Origin of the sequence: Vasconcelosia minhoensis LEGE 07310, assembly GCF_015207255.1 — a bacterium.
Taxonomy (GTDB): domain Bacteria; phylum Cyanobacteriota; class Cyanobacteriia; order Phormidesmidales; family Phormidesmidaceae; genus Vasconcelosia; species Vasconcelosia minhoensis.
The window spans coordinates 39027-54729 of sequence record NZ_JADEXG010000006.1 but is presented as its reverse complement, the minus strand read 5'-3'; the positions used below and the strand labels follow the sequence as shown (position 1 = coordinate 54729).

The window sequence follows — 15703 nt, the reverse complement described above, 5'->3', positions numbered from 1 at the left end:
GCGATCTGTCACATTTGTTGAAGCGGGTCAAATCAGGCCGCGTCGTCAATCACCGCACTGCGGTCGAGCAGCAGCAGATCGCGGAGCTGATCCGTATCCAGCTCGGTTAGCCACTGCTCACCGCCGCCCACAACCTGTTCAGCCAGGGCTTTTTTGCCCTCGATCATGTCGTTGATGCGCTCTTCTAGCGTTCCCGTACAGACAAATTTATGCACCTGCACATTGCGGGTCTGGCCGATCCGAAAGACCCGGTCGGTGGCCTGATTTTCCACTGCCGGATTCCACCAGCGGTCGAAGTGAAAGACGTGGTTGGCCCGGGTCAGGTTGAGGCCGACGCCCCCTGCCTTGAGGGAAAGGATAAACAGCTTGGGACCGTTCGGGTCCTGCTGAAAGCGGTCTACCATGGCCTCGCGGTTTTGCTTAGAGGTGCTGCCGTAGAGAAACATCGCCTCTTCTTTCAGATGGGCTTCGAGGTGGCGCTCTAACAGCTTGCCCCACTCGGCAAACTGGGTGAAGATCAGAGCGCGATCGCCCTCGGCAATCACCTCCTCCAGCATTTCATCTAGCCGCTGGAGCTTGCCCGATCGGCGGTACTTGCCAAGCGAATCCTGCTTGAGGAACTGGGCCGGATGATTGCAGATCTGCTTTAGCTTGGTCAGCAGCCCGAGAATCAGGCCGCGCCGCTGCACGCCCTCGGCCTCGTCGATGGTGCTGAGCGTTTCCTCCACCAGCTTTTGATACAGCCGGGCCTGCTCGGCGGAGAGTCCGCAGAAGACAGTCATCTCCTGCTTTTCGGGCAGGTCTTGAATGATGCTGCGGTCGGTCTTAAGCCGTCGCAGGATAAAGGGCTGCACCAGCGATCGCAGCGTCCGCAAGGAAGCCGTATCGCCGTAGCGCTCAATTGGTGTAGCAAACCGCCGTCGGAAGAAATTCTGCGGCCCTAAATAGCCTGGGTTGAGGAAATCCATAATTGACCAGAGCTCCGACAGCCGATTTTCCACCGGTGTTCCGGTCAGGGCAATGCGAAAATCGCCCTCCAGCTGCCGCACTGCCTGGGACTGCCGAGCGTCAGCATTTTTAATATTCTGCGCTTCGTCCAGTACTAGACCGCGCCACTGCACTCGCTTCAGGTCCTTCAGGTCGCGGTGTACCAGGGTGTAGCTGGTAATAATCAAATTGGCCTTGGCCGCTGCCTTAGCGAAGGTCGCACCGCGGGGACGCTTATCGCCGTGATAGACCAGCGTCTTCAGCTCAGGACCAAAGCGCCGCACTTCGCGATCCCAGTTGGTCAGGACAGAGGTCGGGCAGACTAGCAGCACCGGGCCGTCCAGCGCCTTCTCCTGCCGCAGGTAAAGCAAAAAAGCGATCAGCTGAATCGTCTTGCCCAGACCCATATCGTCTGCCAGGCAGGCCCCTAGCCCCCACTGCTCCAGGAAAGCCAGCCAGGAGACGCCGCGGGCCTGATAGGGGCGAAGCTGACCATGGAAGCCGTCGGGTTCCGTCATCGGGTCGAGGGTCTGATTGCCAGTGGTCAGCGTGGTAATCAGATCCTCGAGCTGGCCAGACGCTTCAAACTTGACCACCGGCAGCTTATCGATCAGCTGATTGTCGCCGGTGCTGATGCGCAGTGCATCTTCGACCGACAGCTGATTTTGCGCCTGCCGTTTGGCAAAAAAATCCTTTGCCGCCCGGACATCCTGCGGCCTCAGCTCCACCCACTGGCCGTTGATTTCTACCAGCGGCGTGCCCTGGGTCACCAGCTGATTAAACTCTTCCTGAGTGACGGTTTGGCCGCCAATCGACAGCTTCCAATTGAATTTTAGCAGGCTCTGGAGCCCCAGCCGCTGCTGCTGGCGACCGGGCGCAGCAGCGCTGACCTGGAGTCCCAAACGGCTGTTTCCCTCGGCGTTGGAATCGACCAGGTTCGAGGGCAAAATCACGCCGAAGCCATTGTCCTGCAAGCGCCAGGCCGTCGCCTTGATGAACTGGTAAGCCTGAATCGGGTCGAGGGTGCAGGATTCTGGGCTCTGAGTGGTGAGCGATTCTTTGATCGGTTCGTACAGTCGAGCAGCTCTGCCCAAACCGGCCAGCAGCGTTTCCTGAGGGGAGTCAATACAGCGATCGCGCTGACAAAACCGGTCCACCGGATGCTGCCAGACCGTCGCCGCATCGACCCGAAAAGACTCGTCTGCGGTTGCCTGCAGCCCGTAGTGTAATGTCCAGTCGAGCTGGCCAGAGGGGGGTGGCTCCAACGCCAGGCAGGTGCGAAATGCAGCTACCGCGTCGCCGACGTTTTGCAGCGGGGCGGTCCAGGTATTCAGGGCGTCGTTGAGGCGCACCAGCCCAGCGGGGGGCGCTTCAAAGTGTGGATTCTTGGCCGCTAGCGCATTCACCCATTCCCGCAGCGGCAGGTCCTTACTCAGGGTTGCATTGGCGGGCAGGGGCTGGCTCTGGGCCACAGTGCGAACCTGATGACTGACCAAGGTCTCTAGAAAACTGCGGAGCAGCGGCTGGGGCGCGGCAGGGAGATTGACCCAGGGCGCCAGGGATGTTTCCTTAGCCAGGGCTTCGGTCTGATAAAACCGGCAGGTGAGGGGCATGCGATCGCTAAACTGCTGTAGCCGGGTCTGGTCTACGGCGCTGTCGAGCAGGATCTGCCACTGCGCGATCGCGCCTTTGCGGTCGGCGCTAACGGTCGGAATAAACTTAGCCCGCACCAGCAGGTCCAAACCCCAGCGGGTGACGTGCGACCAGTAGCGCAGCTCGGCCCCGATGATTGAGCCGCTGTCGGCCAGCCCCAACGGCAGGCTGTTGAGCAGCTGCATCGCGGCAGCGGGCGGCAGCAGCAGTCCCTCCACCTGCCAGGGATAGAGCACGCTGTCGGCAGCCGAAGGCTCCGATGCTTCGGCAGAATGCTGAGGTAGAACGCTATCACTCGACCGCTGAGCGGGCAGCGCTACGGTCAAAGACTGCCAGTGAGTAGCGGTCTTGGCCTTTACTACTGTGCCACCGGTACGCTTGCTGCGGCTGGACTGGGGCACCGTCAGATAGTCAAGCAGCCAGCCCAGATCAAGCGCCTCCGGCAGGGACTGCTGAGCTTGAATCAGATCGGCCAGCTCGTCGCGACTCACCTGGTAGGGGTAGGTCGGTACCGGTTCGGTCATTCCCTCGGCGTCTAGCCGCCGCCAGGTTTCACCCCAGAGGAAAAACCGCTGCAGGTCTGGTCGCCAACTGCCGTGTAAGATTGCCATGCAGAATCAGTCACTCAACGTCATCAAAGTCATCAAAAATTTGGAGCCAGCTCAGGTTTCGAACTGCTCATAGGCCGCGACGATGCGCTGTACCAGCGGGTGGCGCACGACGTCGGCCTTAGTCAATTCACAAAAGGCGATGCCGCTCACCTTGGCCAGAATGCGAATCGACGCGGCCAGCCCGGAGTCCTGATAGCGGGGCAGGTCGGTCTGGGTGACGTCGCCAGTCACCACCATACGAGACTTGAACCCCAGGCGAGTCAAGACCATTTTCATCTGAGCTGGCGTCGTGTTTTGGGCTTCGTCCAGAATCACAAAGGCGTTACTCAGGGTGCGACCGCGCATGTAGGCCAGCGGCGCAATTTCGATGATACCGCGCTCCATCAGGCTGGGAATTTTCTCCGGGTCGAGCAGCTCATGCAGGGCATCGTACAGCGGTCGCAGGTAGGGGTTGACCTTCTGCTGGAGGTCGCCCGGCAGAAACCCCAGGCGTTCGCCTGCCTCGACGGCAGGGCGGGTGAGAATCAGCCGCTCGTACTCATCGTTCAGCAGCGCCTGCACGGCCACCATCGCTGCCAGAAATGTCTTGCCAGTGCCAGCTGGGCCGGTACAGAAGGTCAGGTCGCTAGAGCGCAGGGCCTGCACGTACTGGCGCTGCCGAAAGGTCTTGGCCCGAATCGTTTCGCCCCGGCGGGTGCGAGCGACGACGTCTTTTTGTAGGCTCTCTAGCTCGGCTTCGCGGTGGGTATCGAGGGCGTGGATCGCCGTCATGATATCCGCGATCGCAACCGTCTGCCCCTGCCCCCAGGTCGGCTCCAGCGTCTGAACAATCCGGCGGCTGCGGTCCATTTGAGTCTCGGTGCCGATAATTGTCAGCTCACTGCCCCGAAGCACCAGCTTGGCCCCGGTCTGCTGGGCAATGCGCCTGAGATTTTCCTCATGGGGGCCGGCCAGCGCCATGGCGATTTCCGGACTGGAAAATTCAAGCTTAAAAGTATTTCCCATGCGATCGCAGACTGCAAATGAGGGCCATAGAGCGAGCCGAATCGCTATTGCTGACGGCGCTTGGGTGGACTGTAGGCAGGTCGCGATCGGCGATCGCTAGACCGAGGCTGCCCACCCCGCTCCTGGCTGCCGCCCGTGGGCTCTCCGTAGACGTTCAAATTTGCCGTAATGTCATGGAGCTTTCCCGTCGCCATGACCACATTGCGAATCGCCTTGATGTTGCGTCCGCCGCGGCCAAATACGCGCCCCTTGTCTTCACTCTCGTCAAACGCCAGGCGAATCCAAATCCGCTTCCCGCCCGATAGGGATTCAAAATGAACTTTTAGGGACTCTGGCGCGTCTAAAAAAGGCTCTACCAGATATCGCACCAACGCTTCAAAATCAGGTGTGGTCACAGAACCCAAATCTAGCTACTCAGCTGCTCGTAAACGTTTGCCCGCTTCAAAATATGCTCAACCGTCTTGGTCGGCTGAGCGCCTTCTTTTAGCCATTTGACGATGGCAGGTACCTCTAGCCGGGTCTCGTCAGTCCGGGGGTTGTAAAAACCCAGCTCTTCTAAAGGCCGACCGTCGCGCCGATCCTGTGCCTTCATCGCGACAATTCGATAGCTAACCTCGCGCTTTTTGCCGTAGCGCTTCAATCGCAATTTAATCATGAACTTCCGAAAAACCTATTGGCAACGCCATTACAGTCAATATTCAACCTTTTGAAAGCAGTCCACAGCGGTGCGGAATGCCCTAAAGCACTTAATCATATCACCTACTTCCCCCTGGTGACCGTACCCAGGCAAAAACGGCCTAAGCTAGACTGCCTAGACTGCTTTGCCTTCGATGCCAAAACCTAGCCGTCTGTCAAAGTTCTTTCCTCAGGTTTCCAGTCGGATTGCTAGTCCTCATGGTCTTCGAACGGATCGCTGAGCTGCTTCCCCGGGGGGCCAAAAGCCGTGTAGACGGCGAAACCAGTGAAGCCGAGGACCAACGTCCCGACCGAAACGATAAGAACTGTTGCAGAATCTATCATGATGCTTAAGCTTTTAGCGACACTGATTTTATGATATTAGATATTACAGAATATTAATCAACGTTTATCACAGGTAACCCATGGCACAGCGCACGCGGTTGGGCAATCTTCTCAAGCCCCTAAACTCTGAATATGGAAAGGTTTCCCCAGGCTGGGGAACGACGCCCGTGATGGCTGTTTTTATTTTGCTTTTCCTAGTTTTCTTGCTGATTATCCTTCAGCTTTACAACTCTTCACTCATTCTCAACAACGTCAACGTTGATTGGAGAAGTCTCGGTATCTAACACTTGCCGAGACAGGTTGCTGAGCCGAGCTGAATGAACCTGGTCTCATGAACGTTGCCAGGAATATAGGGTGAATATGTTCGGTCTTGGGCTACCCGAATTAGCGCTGGTGCTAAGACTGGCGCTAATTCGGGTTGGCCTAATATACTTTTTATTCTTCAGGTAAGCTGATTAGATAGCTGCTTGAGAGCAGCGCTTTTGTACTTGGGAGACCTGATTTCATGAATATTTTCGGCATTGGCCTGCCTGAGATGGCGCTGATCATGGTGGTGGCGCTGCTGGTGTTTGGTCCGAAAAAGCTGCCTGAAATTGGTCGGAGCGTGGGCAAGGCGCTGAAAAGTTTTCAGGATGCCTCTAAGGAATTTGAGACTGAGTTTAAGAAAGAGGCTGAGCGAATTGAGAAGTCGGTCGCTCAGCCGATGAAGGCGACATTAGAAAAGCCCGAACCCAAAGCCCTTTCGCCCGAAGCGACGAGGACAGAGGTGGCGGCTGAAGTAGAGGATAAGGAAACCGCGATCGCTCAATCTCCGACAGAATCTGCTCCCACAGAATCCGCTCCTAACGAATCATCAGAAGACTCGCCGGACGCGGCTGACAAGGTCGAACAGCCTGCTGCCTAAGCGCTATTGAAACGGAGTGCTCCATGAATGCAGCTGAAGCGGGGGATGCAGCTGAAGCGGGTCAGATCCGACCGCGCCTGATCGTCGGACTGGGGAACCCCGGGCCGAAGTATGACCGAACTCGCCACAATATCGGCTTTGAAATCCTAGACAGGCTGGCCAAAAGCCGGTCGGTTTCGCTCGATGAAAATCGGCGGTTTCAGGGGGTAGCGGCTGAGTTCCGGTCGGCTGAGCAAGATCGCATCATTTTGCTGAAGCCGACGACCTATATGAACCATTCGGGCCGGGCCGTCCGGGCCGTAGTGGACTGGTATAAGCTCGACCCTGGCTCAGTGCTGGTGATTTACGACGATATGGATCTGCCCGTCGGTAAGCTGCGGCTGCGACTCTCCGGCTCGGCGGGGGGCCATAACGGCATGAAATCGATCATTTCCCACCTGGGGACTCAGGATTTTCCCCGGCTGCGGGTGGGCATCGGCAGCTCAGAGAAGGGGAGCGACAATGCGGTGATTTCCTACGTTCTCGGTCGGTTTGGCCCCGATGAGCGGAAGCTGATAGACGCAGTCATTCCGGTGGCGGTTGACGCGGTGGAGATAAGTTTGTGCAAGGGCGTTGAACCGGCGATGAATTTCTACAACGGCAAAGAAATTGCGGTTTGAGCCCAGAAAACCCCCAGAAAACCTCCAGAAAACCTCCAGAAAACCTCCAGAAAACCTTGGTTTTACGAAACGGCGATTGTAAACTTGTGTTAACAGTTTCGTTGTTGATATCATGCTGCGTCGCCATTTAATTCAATCGCTGCTGGCCTTTGGCTTGATCAGCCTGACCCTAATGGGCTGGGTCAATCCGGCTTATGCTCTGGGCGGGCCACAAATTCCCCTGGGCGAAATCGCCCCCGATTTTTCCCTGCCGACCAACAGCGGCGATGGCGAAGTGGCGCTGACGGACTATCGCGGCCAATGGGTGGTGCTCTATTTTTATCCCCGCGACTTTACTCCCGGCTGCACCCTGGAGGCTCAAAGGTTTCAGCGCGACCTGGGCGAATATCAGGCCCGCAATGCTCAGGTGGTGGGCGTTAGCGCCGACAGCGTCGATTCTCATGCGGAGTTCTGCGATGCCGAAGCGCTGACCTTTCCACTGCTGTCCGATCCGCAGGGAGAAGTTAGCCGTACCTACGGCTCTTGGATTAGTCCCATGTCAATGCGGCATACCTACCTGATCGATCCGGATGGGATATTGCGCGATCGCTTCCTAGGCGTTCGGCCTCCTATTCACAGTGCCGAAGTCCTGGCCCGGCTGGATGAATTGCAGGCGCGGCCCAACGTTTGACCGACAGCCGCTAGAATCGAATTAGCTGTCAATGATATTCACAAGGAATCTATGTCAACCCTGGCTTTAACTAGAGATAATGTTGAGCAAGTGCTCGACGAGCTGCGCCCCTATCTGATGGCCGACGGCGGCAACGTGGAGCTGGTAGAGCTCGACGGCCCCGTGGTGAAGCTGCGGCTGCAAGGGGCCTGTGGCTCCTGCCCCAGCTCGGCCATGACCCTGCGCATGGGGATTGAGCGGCGGCTGCGGGAGTTCATTCCTGAGATTGCTGAGATTGAACAGGTTGTCTAGCGAAACGCAAACAGCTGCTGTGGCGCGCTAATGCGCCGCAGCAAATCCGTTTAGTCGGGTAGGCATTGGATCTGTAGAAAGCTTGCAGACGAGATGCCCGCCCGACTACAGCGTTTCCTTGCCGGGTGAGGTACAGTCAATGGCCTAGACTCAAGGACGTCGCGGCTGTTTGCGTACCTCACTAGCTTCAGAAACGCTGTATTGTGGTTTATCGGCACGATAGGCTGAAACGATGCTCGATTTAAAGCAAATTCGTGACAATACGCAGCTGGTAGCGGCAGCATTAGCGCAGCGGGGGGAGTACGACCTGGGACCGCTGTTGGAGCTGGACGCTCAGCAGAGAGCGATTGAAGGTCAGCGATCGCAGCTCCAGTCCCGTAGTAACGAAATTGGCAAAGCCGTCGGTCAGAAAATTAAGGCCGGTGCCGCGCCCCAAGGGCCAGAAATAATGGCGCTGCGGGACGAGGGCAACCAGATTAAGCAGCAGCTAAGCGAGCTGGAGCCCCAGGAACGCGACCTCAAGGCTCAGATTGAAGAGATTTTGCTCAGCCTACCCAACCTGCCCAGCGACTCGACGCCGGTGGGCCAAAACGAGACTGAAAATGTCGAAGTGCGGCGCTGGGGTGACGAGCTGATTCCCCCCGATGACGGTCGCTTGCCCCACTGGGAAATCGGCGAAAAGCTAGGGATTTTGAACTTTGAGCAGTCGGTTAAGATTTCCCAGAGCCGGTTTGTGACGCTGATTGGAGCGGGGGCGGCGCTGGAGCGGGCGCTGATTCAGTTCATGCTGGACCGGCATATCCGGGCAGGCTATACCGAGATTATGCCGCCCTACCTGGTGAATTCCCAGGCGCTCACCGGCTCGGGGCAGCTGCCCAAGTTTGCCGAAGAGAGCTTTCGCTGCGATCGCGATGACCTCTGGCTTACCCCCACCGCCGAGGTGCCGCTGACCAACCTGCATCGCGACGCCATTCTGTCTGCCGAAGACCTGCCGCTCTACTACTGTGCCTATACGCCCTGCTTCCGCCGTGAGGCTGGCAGCTACGGGCGCGATACGCGGGGCCTGATTCGGCTGCATCAGTTCAATAAGGTTGAGATGTACAAGTTTGTCCATCCCGACCAGTCCTCTGCCGAGCTAGAAACGCTGACCCAGGATGCCGAAGACATTCTTCAGCTGCTGAAGCTGCCCTACCGGGTGTTAGAGCTCTGCACCGGCGACCTCGGCTTCTCCGCGACCAAAACCTACGACCTGGAAGTCTGGCTGCCGTCCTCAGGTAAATACCGCGAAATTTCCAGCTGCTCTAACTGCCTAGACTTCCAGGGGCGTCGGGCCAACGTCCGGTTCAAAGATCCCGGCCAGAAGGGGACGCACTATGTCCATACGCTGAACGGGTCTGGCCTGGCGATCGGTCGGACGATGGCGGCAATTTTAGAAAACTATCAGCAGCCAGACGGTCAGGTGGCCGTGCCGGAAGTGCTCCAGCCCTACCTCCAGCGCGAAAAGCTCTAACCTGCGGCAGAACGGGGCTTCCACCGATCCCCACCCGGCCTTGTACAATAAGAAAAGTTAACCTTAGCAATTTAGATTCCGCGTATGTCCGTTCTGGCCGCGATCGCAGTTCTCGCTCTCCTTATCGTTGTCCACGAGCTCGGCCACTTCACAGCGGCCCGGCTCCAGGGGATCCACGTCAACCGCTTCTCGATTGGCTTCGGGCCAATCCTATGGAAATATCAGGGAGCCGAGACCGAATACGCGCTGCGGGCCTTTCCTCTGGGCGGCTTTGTCGGCTTTCCAGACGACGATCCCGACAGCAAAATTCCCGAAAACGATCCGGACCTGCTGGGCAACCGACCCATTCTGGATCGGGCCATCGTGATTAGCGCTGGCGTCATTGCCAATCTGGTCTTTGCCTACTTAGTGTTTGTCGTGCAGTTTGGGACGGTCGGCGTACCCGAAAGCTTCAACCTTCAGCCTGGGGTCGTGATTCCCCAGGTCATGTCTGACCGCTCACCCGCAGCAGAAGCGGGAATTAAGGCAGGTGACATCATTATCGCGGCTGAGGGCCAACCGCTAGAAGGGAACGAAAATACCATTCAGAAGCTGATTCAGATTATTCAGGCCAGCCCTAACCAGCCGGTCGATCTGACGATTCAGCGGTTTGACCGCGAGCTAGACGTTACCGTTGTCCCAGAAGCGGGTCCGGATGGTAATGCGGTAATCGGCGTCCAGCTTCAGCCCAACGGCACCGTTACCTACCGTCGGGCCAAAAATCCGATCGAAGTCTTGACGATGGCCGCCCAGGAATTTCAGGGCATGTTGGAGCGGACTATTCAAGGGTTTGCGACGCTGTTGACCAATTTTTCTTCGATGGCGAGTCAGGTGGCAGGCCCGGTCAAAATTGTGGAGCAGGGCGCTGGACTGGTTTCTGATAATGCCGCCAGCTTATTTCCTTTCACCGCCATCATCAGCATCAACCTGGCTATCATCAACATTCTGCCGCTGCCGGCCCTGGACGGCGGGCAGCTTGCCTTTTTGCTGATTGAGGCGCTGCGCGGTAAGCCACTGCCTTCTCGGGTACAGGAAAATGTGATGCAGACGGGCCTGTTTCTGCTGCTGGGGCTGGGCCTGTTTCTGATCGTGCGCGACACGACTCAGCTTGAGGTCTTTCAGCAGTTTCGCCAATAAATCTGCCAGTAAATCTGCCAAGTTATTTCAGTGAGTACCGCGCCTCCTAAACGCCTGACGAAAAAACAGCGATCGCTGGAAATCCTAGCTCAGCTCAAGCAGCTTTACCCGGAAGCGCCCTGCTCGCTGGATTATGAAACGCCGGTGCAGCTGATGGTGGCGACCATCCTCTCGGCTCAGTGCACCGATGAACGGGTCAACCTGGTGACGCCAGCTCTGTTCGAGCGATTCCCCAATGCCCAAGCGCTGGCCGCCGCTGATATTACCGAGCTAGAGCAGCTGGTACGCTCCACCGGCTTTTATCGAAATAAGGCCAAAAATATCCAGGCCGCCTGTCATAAAATTGTCACCGAGTACGGCGGCGAAGTTCCCCGGACGATGGCGGAGCTAACGGGGCTGCCGGGCGTAGCGCGCAAAACCGCAAACGTTGTCCTGGCCCATGCCTTTGGCATTCACGAAGGGGTAACGGTTGATACCCACGTCAAGCGTCTGACCAATCGCTTTGGTCTGACTAAGCACAGCGAACCGATCAAAATCGAGCAGGATCTGATGAAGCTGCTGCCCCAGGCCGACTGGGAGAACTGGTCGATTCGGCTGATCTACCATGGGCGGGCGGTTTGTTCGGCTCGCAGTCCGCAGTGCGATCGCTGTACCCTGATTCCGCTCTGTGCCGCTGGCCCCAAACTGCTGAAGGCCGCTGTCGAGAAGAAAACAACCAGTCGAAAGCCTAAAAGCAAGCCCAGCGCTAAGGCGCAATCCTAAAGCTAGCTCTCAAAGTTGACCAAAGGTGGCAGAAAACTACCCCAGCCGGTTTACAGAAGCCGGTCTAACCCGCTACCATTAGAGACTGTGATTAACCCAAACTAAACCGCCAAAATAAACCGACAGTATGGCCAAGAAAAGCATGATTGTGCGCCAGAAAAAGCGCGAAAAGATGGTTGAAAAGTACGCCGAGAAGCGTGAAGCGCTGATGCAGCAGTTTGAAAACGCCAGCAACCAGGCAGAACGGCTGGCCATTCACCGTAAGATTCAGCAGCTGCCCCGCAATAGTGCTCCCTCTCGGCTGAATAATCGCTGCTGGCTGACAGGCCGCCCCCGGGGCTACTACCGCGACTTTGGTCTGTGCCGCAACGCTATGCGCGAGATGGCCCACCAAGGACTGCTTCCTGGCGTGGTTAAATCTAGCTGGTAAGGCTCAGTTTCAGCCTCTTGGCCAGAATATTAGATAAAAGCGTTGGATGTATTGCATCCGACGCTTTTATTATTTTCACAGAGCTATTGACTAATTACCGCAGCAGCGCTCGATGCCTAGGCTATCGAGCAGCAGATCGCCGACGGCATTGGCCACAGCAAATTCGCTGTAAAAGCTCTTAGAAAAGTCATAGCCCTGCATCTCAGTCAAGACGGCCATGACGAGGGCGTTCAGGTCGGTTTCGCCTTCAAGCCGGTGGCGGGTAAAAACCTGGGAAGCTCGGGCGGCAATGTGAACGTTGATAATCTCTGGCAAAAATTCTTCGTCTAGCCACTGCTGAAGCTTTGTCTTCAGCCACTGACCTTCCTGCTCAGCATCTTGGGCGGGAGGAAGTGTTACCGATTCGATGGGTTCAGCCATAGCCGTCTATTTTGGCCCCTGCTGATCGGGCTTTTGACCTTTAACATAGCAATTATATCCACCTCAGCTCACGACCGGATGGCCTTCTCAATTCCCCATATCCTCCAGTGCTATGCCCAGGGATATTTTCTGATGGCCGATGAAGAGCAGGAATCGCTGTCCTGGTACTCCAGTCGACAGCGGGCGCTGATTCCCTTGGATAGCCGTTTTCGCTATCCCAAGTCGCTGCGTCGGACGTTGAATCGGGACTGCTTCACCCCAGCCATCGATCGCGCCTTTGCGCAGGTGGTGGAGGGCTGCGCCGACCGAGAGACGACCTGGATTTCCGACGAGCTAAAACAGGTTTATCACCAGCTGCATCGGGCTGGCTTTGCCCACAGCTTTGAGACCTGGCAGGGCGAGCAGCTGGCCGGAGGCTTTTTGGGCATCGTCCTGGGTGGAGCTTTTATCGGTGAATCGATGTTCTACCACATTCCTGAAGGGTCCAAAGTGGCGATGGTGAAACTGGTTGAGCATCTGCGTCAGCGTAATTTTCTGCTCTTCGACGCTCAGATTATGAATCCCCATCTGGAGCGCTTTGGCGCCATCGAGGTTGACAATATGACTTACGAAGAGACGCTGTACGAGGCGATCCAGCGTCCGTGCAAGTTTGTCTGACGCTGACGCTAATACAGCACAACGCTGCGGATGGATTTGCCTTCTTGCATCAGGTCGAAGCCGTGATTGATTTTCTCCAAGGGCATGGTGTGGGTAATCAGGTCGTCAATGTTAATTTTGCCGTCCATGTACCAGTCCACAATTTTTGGGACATCTGTACGTCCCCTGGCCCCACCAAAGGCCGAGCCGCGCCAGACCCGCCCAGTCACCAGCTGAAACGGTCGCGTGGCAATCTCCTTGCCGCCCTCGGCGACGCCAATCACCACGCTTTCGCCCCAGCCCTTATGGCAGCTTTCCAGCGCCTGGCGCATGATGTTCACATTGCCGATGCACTCAAAGGTGTAGTCGGCTCCGCCCTTAGTCAGCTCAACCAAATAGGGCACCAGATCGCCGTCAATCTCTTGGGGATTGACGAAGTGCGTCATGCCAAATTTTTCAGCCAGCGGTCGTTTAGCCGGATTGATGTCTACGCCGACAATCATATTCGCCCCGACCATGCGGCAGCCCTGAATCACATTCAGACCAATGCCGCCCAGCCCAAACACAATCACGTTCGAGCCGGGTTCGACTTTGGCCGTGTTCACCACCGCGCCGACGCCTGTAGTGACACCGCAACCGATGTAGCAAACCTTGTCGAAGGGCGCGTCTTCACGAATTTTAGCGACGGCAATTTCGGGCAGGACGGTGTAATTGGCAAAGGTGGAGGTGCCCATGTAGTGATAGAGCGGCTCGCCATCCAGCGAAAAACGGCTGGTTCCGTCCGGCATTAGTCCCTTACCCTGGGTGGACCGAATGGCCTGACAGAGATTCGTTTTCTGGCTCAGGCAGTATTCACAGTTCCGACATTCCGGCGTATAGAGCGGAATCACGTGATCGCCAGGTTTAACGCTGCTGACGTCAGGGCCGACTTCTACCACAATACCTGCGCCCTCATGGCCCAGCACCGCCGGAAATAGTCCTTCCGGGTCTTTGCCTGAAAGCGTGTAGGCATCGGTGTGACAGATCCCGGTCGCCTTGAGTTCGACCAGCACTTCCCCCGCTTTTGGCCCTTCTAGCTGCACCGTTTCAATCGTTAGCGGCTGCCCTGCTGCGTGCGCCACTGCTGCTTTGACGTCCATACATTGCCTGCCTTTGACTTACTCAGTCCTTAGCTTATCGGAAACCTGAGTGGCTCTAACCACGGCGCGTAAACTTTGACAGCGCAGCAGCTCGATAAAGGTAAGCGGACGGCGTTCCAGCTCTGCAATTCCCTCGGTACCCTCAATTAGGTACTGAGCAGACTCGGGCAGGTTGTATCCCCGCCGCTGGGCCACTCTCAGCGCAGATTCGTCAGCTGTAATCTCCGCCTGGGTGCCGCGACTGCTGCGCCAGACTTGAGCTCCGGCAAACGCCGTTAGCCCGCCCGCCGTTACCAGACCAATCGCATCGCCCTGGGCCAGTTCGAACAGAGCGCCGAAGAGACCCGCGATCGCAACCCCCTGATAGATATCCACCTTGAAAATTCGCACCGCCGTCAGCCAGCTTACCTCCCGCAGAAAAACCAGGTCGCGCTGGGGCTGGGGCAGCTGATGCCACAGATCAAAATTAATGAAGACCGGGTTTTCTGGCTTCCAGGGCTTAGGGAATGGCGACTGGATTACCTTCGCCGCATCGGTCGCGGTTTGAATGCGAACCTTCATCCGCCCAGTGGCCGACATCAGGTCGCGCAGGCGGGGAATCTCGTTGCTAAAGCTCATGGGGTGCTAAACTTTTCCACACAGCGAACAAACAGCTCTACCCCAACCCCCAGCGCCGTTTCGTCAAAGTCAAAGCGGGGATGGTGGTGGGGATAGGCCAGCCCTCTGCCGACGTTGGCCGAGCCCAGGAAAAAATAGCAGCCGGGCACGGACTCCAGGAAAAAGGCCATGTCTTCGCCGCCCATGGTCTGGCATTCGGGCACGATCCCCACCGGTGTTTCAACCACCGACAGCGCCACTGACCGTACCAGATCGGCCAGCTCGGGATGGTTGACGACTGGCGGGTATAGGCGCTGATAGTCGAGTTCATAGCTAGCGCCATGGGCCTGACAAACCCCGGCGATAATCTGCTCAATCCGCTGGGGAATCAGTGTTGCATAGTCGCGATCGTAATATCGGACGGTGCCGCTCAGACGGGCGCTATCGGCAATTACGTTCACTGCCGTCCCCGCGTTAAACTGACCAATTGTGACCACCGCCGACTTCAGCGGGTCGATGTTGCGCGACACAATCGTTTGTAGCGCGTTCACCACCTGCGCCCCGACCACGACCGAATCAACTGTCTGGTGCGGAATCGCGCCGTGTCCGCCCTGGCCCTGAATCGTGCAGTGGAAAAACTCCGTCGCCGCCATCAGCGGGCCGCTGCGCACCCCAACCGTTCCCAGGGGCAAATTATTCCAAAGATGCAGGCCAATAATCGCATCGACGGCTGGATTTTGTAAAACGCCCGCCTCAATCATCGGCTTAGCGCCGCCGGGGCCTTCTTCGGCAGGCTGAAAGATAATTTTGACGGTGCCGCGGAAGCGATCGCGGTTCTGCATCAGATATCGGGCCGTTCCCAGAGCAATCGTCACATGGCCGTCGTGGCCGCAGGCGTGCATTTTGCCCTCGTGCTGCGAGCGATAGGGCACCTGGTTCAGCTCCTGCACGGGTAGCGCGTCCATGTCGGCCCGAATCGCCAGCACCGGTCCCGGCTGCTGGCCCAGGATTACCGCGACTATGCCGGTTTTGGCAATCTGAGTTTGGTGCTCAATGCCCCACTCGCTCAGCTTATCGCTGATAAAGCCCGCCGTGATTGCCTCCTCAAACCCCAGCTCCGGCTTCTGGTGTAGCTGCCGCCGCCAGGCCACCAGCGAATCTTGCAGATGCTGAATGTCGGGGCGCACAGCCGAGAAATCAGTGGTCAGCGGAGGAGAAAGCGCAATCATGGCC

Annotated in this window: 18 protein-coding genes and 1 pseudogene; 10 read left to right on the top strand and 9 right to left on the bottom strand. The window is 57.3% G+C overall.

Annotated features, from left to right (window positions below):
• Positions 1-32: 32 nt before the first annotated feature.
• The 5 genes from IQ241_RS04110 to psbN all read right to left on the bottom strand — a co-directional run bounded on the left by IQ241_RS04110 (position 33) and on the right by psbN (position 5273).
• Positions 33-3251: a DEAD/DEAH box helicase gene (locus tag IQ241_RS04110; RefSeq protein ID WP_193905146.1), complete on the bottom strand. Its 3219-nt coding sequence runs from the start codon at positions 3249-3251 to the stop codon at positions 33-35.
• Positions 3252-3302: 51 nt separating this feature from the next.
• Entirely contained in the window at positions 3303-4256 is a 954-nt protein-coding gene (locus IQ241_RS04105; RefSeq protein WP_193905145.1) for a PhoH family protein, read from the bottom strand.
• Positions 4257-4300: 44 nt separating this feature from the next.
• A complete protein-coding gene (locus IQ241_RS04100; RefSeq protein WP_322743571.1) occupies positions 4301-4651 on the bottom strand; it encodes a KH domain-containing protein in 351 nt (116 codons plus the stop codon).
• An 11-nt stretch (positions 4652-4662) separates the two neighbouring features.
• Positions 4663-4911 (bottom strand): 30S ribosomal protein S16, encoded by a 249-nt coding sequence (rpsP, locus tag IQ241_RS04095; protein ID WP_193905143.1) that lies wholly within the window; start codon positions 4909-4911, stop codon positions 4663-4665.
• A gap of 230 nt (positions 4912-5141) precedes the next feature.
• Positions 5142-5273: a photosystem II reaction center protein PsbN gene (gene psbN / locus IQ241_RS04090; protein ID WP_193905202.1), complete on the bottom strand. Its 132-nt coding sequence runs from the start codon at positions 5271-5273 to the stop codon at positions 5142-5144.
• A gap of 83 nt (positions 5274-5356) precedes the next feature.
• Here psbN and psbH point away from each other — a divergent pair, with 83 nt between their 5' ends.
• The 9 genes and pseudogenes from psbH (at position 5357) to rpsN (ending at position 11678) form a co-directional block, all read left to right on the top strand.
• A complete protein-coding gene (gene psbH / locus IQ241_RS04085; protein WP_193905142.1) occupies positions 5357-5560 on the top strand; it encodes a photosystem II reaction center phosphoprotein PsbH in 204 nt (67 codons plus the stop codon).
• A gap of 221 nt (positions 5561-5781) precedes the next feature.
• Positions 5782-6024, top strand: a pseudogene (locus tag IQ241_RS26320) (TatA/E family twin arginine-targeting protein translocase); the annotation flags it as partial.
• Positions 6025-6203: 179 nt separating this feature from the next.
• On the top strand, positions 6204-6839 hold the full coding sequence (pth, locus tag IQ241_RS04075) for an aminoacyl-tRNA hydrolase (protein WP_193905140.1): 636 nt from the start codon (positions 6204-6206) through the stop codon (positions 6837-6839).
• 112 nt (positions 6840-6951) lie between these two features.
• A complete protein-coding gene (locus tag IQ241_RS04070; RefSeq protein ID WP_193905139.1) occupies positions 6952-7509 on the top strand; it encodes a peroxiredoxin in 558 nt (185 codons plus the stop codon).
• Positions 7510-7560: 51 nt separating this feature from the next.
• Entirely contained in the window at positions 7561-7800 is a 240-nt protein-coding gene (locus IQ241_RS04065; RefSeq protein WP_193905138.1) for a NifU family protein, read from the top strand.
• 232 nt (positions 7801-8032) lie between these two features.
• On the top strand, positions 8033-9310 hold the full coding sequence (gene serS, locus IQ241_RS04060; protein WP_193905137.1) for a serine--tRNA ligase: 1278 nt from the start codon (positions 8033-8035) through the stop codon (positions 9308-9310).
• 84 nt (positions 9311-9394) lie between these two features.
• Positions 9395-10486, top strand: a complete 1092-nt coding sequence (gene rseP, locus IQ241_RS04055; RefSeq protein ID WP_193905136.1) for an RIP metalloprotease RseP — start codon at positions 9395-9397, stop codon at positions 10484-10486.
• A gap of 30 nt (positions 10487-10516) precedes the next feature.
• Positions 10517-11248: an endonuclease III gene (gene nth / locus IQ241_RS04050; protein WP_193905135.1), complete on the top strand. Its 732-nt coding sequence runs from the start codon at positions 10517-10519 to the stop codon at positions 11246-11248.
• Positions 11249-11375: 127 nt separating this feature from the next.
• The gene (gene rpsN, locus IQ241_RS04045) at positions 11376-11678 is read left to right on the top strand and encodes a 30S ribosomal protein S14 (protein WP_193905134.1); all 303 of its coding nucleotides are present in this window, start codon (positions 11376-11378) and stop codon (positions 11676-11678) included.
• A gap of 90 nt (positions 11679-11768) precedes the next feature.
• Here the strand turns inward: rpsN and IQ241_RS04040 are convergent, their stop codons facing one another.
• Positions 11769-12098, bottom strand: a complete 330-nt coding sequence (locus IQ241_RS04040) for a hypothetical protein (RefSeq protein WP_193905133.1) — start codon at positions 12096-12098, stop codon at positions 11769-11771.
• A 78-nt stretch (positions 12099-12176) separates the two neighbouring features.
• On the opposite strand from IQ241_RS04040, the gene aat reads away from it, so the two are divergent.
• Positions 12177-12755 carry a leucyl/phenylalanyl-tRNA--protein transferase gene (gene aat, locus IQ241_RS04035; protein WP_193905132.1) on the top strand — a complete coding sequence of 193 codons (579 nt, stop codon included), beginning with the start codon at positions 12177-12179 and terminating at the stop codon, positions 12753-12755.
• 8 nt (positions 12756-12763) lie between these two features.
• On the opposite strand, the gene IQ241_RS04030 is transcribed toward aat, so the two are convergent.
• The 3 genes from IQ241_RS04030 to IQ241_RS04020 are packed head-to-tail and all read right to left on the bottom strand — an operon-like array spanning position 12764 to position 15699.
• A complete protein-coding gene (locus tag IQ241_RS04030) occupies positions 12764-13873 on the bottom strand; it encodes an S-(hydroxymethyl)glutathione dehydrogenase/class III alcohol dehydrogenase (RefSeq protein WP_193905131.1) in 1110 nt (369 codons plus the stop codon).
• An 18-nt stretch (positions 13874-13891) separates the two neighbouring features.
• Positions 13892-14491: a DUF3318 domain-containing protein gene (locus IQ241_RS04025; protein WP_193905130.1), complete on the bottom strand. Its 600-nt coding sequence runs from the start codon at positions 14489-14491 to the stop codon at positions 13892-13894.
• A complete protein-coding gene (locus IQ241_RS04020) occupies positions 14488-15699 on the bottom strand; it encodes a M20 metallopeptidase family protein (protein WP_193905129.1) in 1212 nt (403 codons plus the stop codon). Before IQ241_RS04020 ends, IQ241_RS04025 begins: the two co-directional genes overlap by 4 nt.
• Positions 15700-15703 lie beyond the last annotated feature (4 nt).

Bases quoted from the DNA above. Each gene is read 5' to 3' on its own strand.
- IQ241_RS04065 (WP_193905138.1), top strand. From the start codon at position 7,561: ATGTCAACCCTGGCTTTAACTAGAGATAATGTTGAGCAAGTGCTCGAC.
- IQ241_RS04025 (WP_193905130.1), bottom strand. From the start codon at position 14,491: ATGAGCTTTAGCAACGAGATTCCCCGCCTGCGCGACCTGATGTCGGCC.
- IQ241_RS04070 (WP_193905139.1), top strand. From the start codon at position 6,952: ATGCTGCGTCGCCATTTAATTCAATCGCTGCTGGCCTTTGGCTTGATC.
- IQ241_RS04030 (WP_193905131.1), bottom strand. From the start codon at position 13,873: ATGGACGTCAAAGCAGCAGTGGCGCACGCAGCAGGGCAGCCGCTAACG.
- pth (WP_193905140.1), top strand. From the start codon at position 6,204: ATGAATGCAGCTGAAGCGGGGGATGCAGCTGAAGCGGGTCAGATCCGA.
- IQ241_RS04110 (WP_193905146.1), bottom strand. From the start codon at position 3,251: ATGGCAATCTTACACGGCAGTTGGCGACCAGACCTGCAGCGGTTTTTC.
- aat (WP_193905132.1), top strand. From the start codon at position 12,177: ATGGCCTTCTCAATTCCCCATATCCTCCAGTGCTATGCCCAGGGATAT.
- IQ241_RS04105 (WP_193905145.1), bottom strand. From the start codon at position 4,256: ATGGGAAATACTTTTAAGCTTGAATTTTCCAGTCCGGAAATCGCCATG.
- rpsN (WP_193905134.1), top strand. From the start codon at position 11,376: ATGGCCAAGAAAAGCATGATTGTGCGCCAGAAAAAGCGCGAAAAGATG.
- rpsP (WP_193905143.1), bottom strand. From the start codon at position 4,911: ATGATTAAATTGCGATTGAAGCGCTACGGCAAAAAGCGCGAGGTTAGC.
- rseP (WP_193905136.1), top strand. From the start codon at position 9,395: ATGTCCGTTCTGGCCGCGATCGCAGTTCTCGCTCTCCTTATCGTTGTC.
- IQ241_RS04040 (WP_193905133.1), bottom strand. From the start codon at position 12,098: ATGGCTGAACCCATCGAATCGGTAACACTTCCTCCCGCCCAAGATGCT.
- psbH (WP_193905142.1), top strand. From the start codon at position 5,357: ATGGCACAGCGCACGCGGTTGGGCAATCTTCTCAAGCCCCTAAACTCT.
- serS (WP_193905137.1), top strand. From the start codon at position 8,033: ATGCTCGATTTAAAGCAAATTCGTGACAATACGCAGCTGGTAGCGGCA.
- IQ241_RS04020 (WP_193905129.1), bottom strand. From the start codon at position 15,699: ATGATTGCGCTTTCTCCTCCGCTGACCACTGATTTCTCGGCTGTGCGC.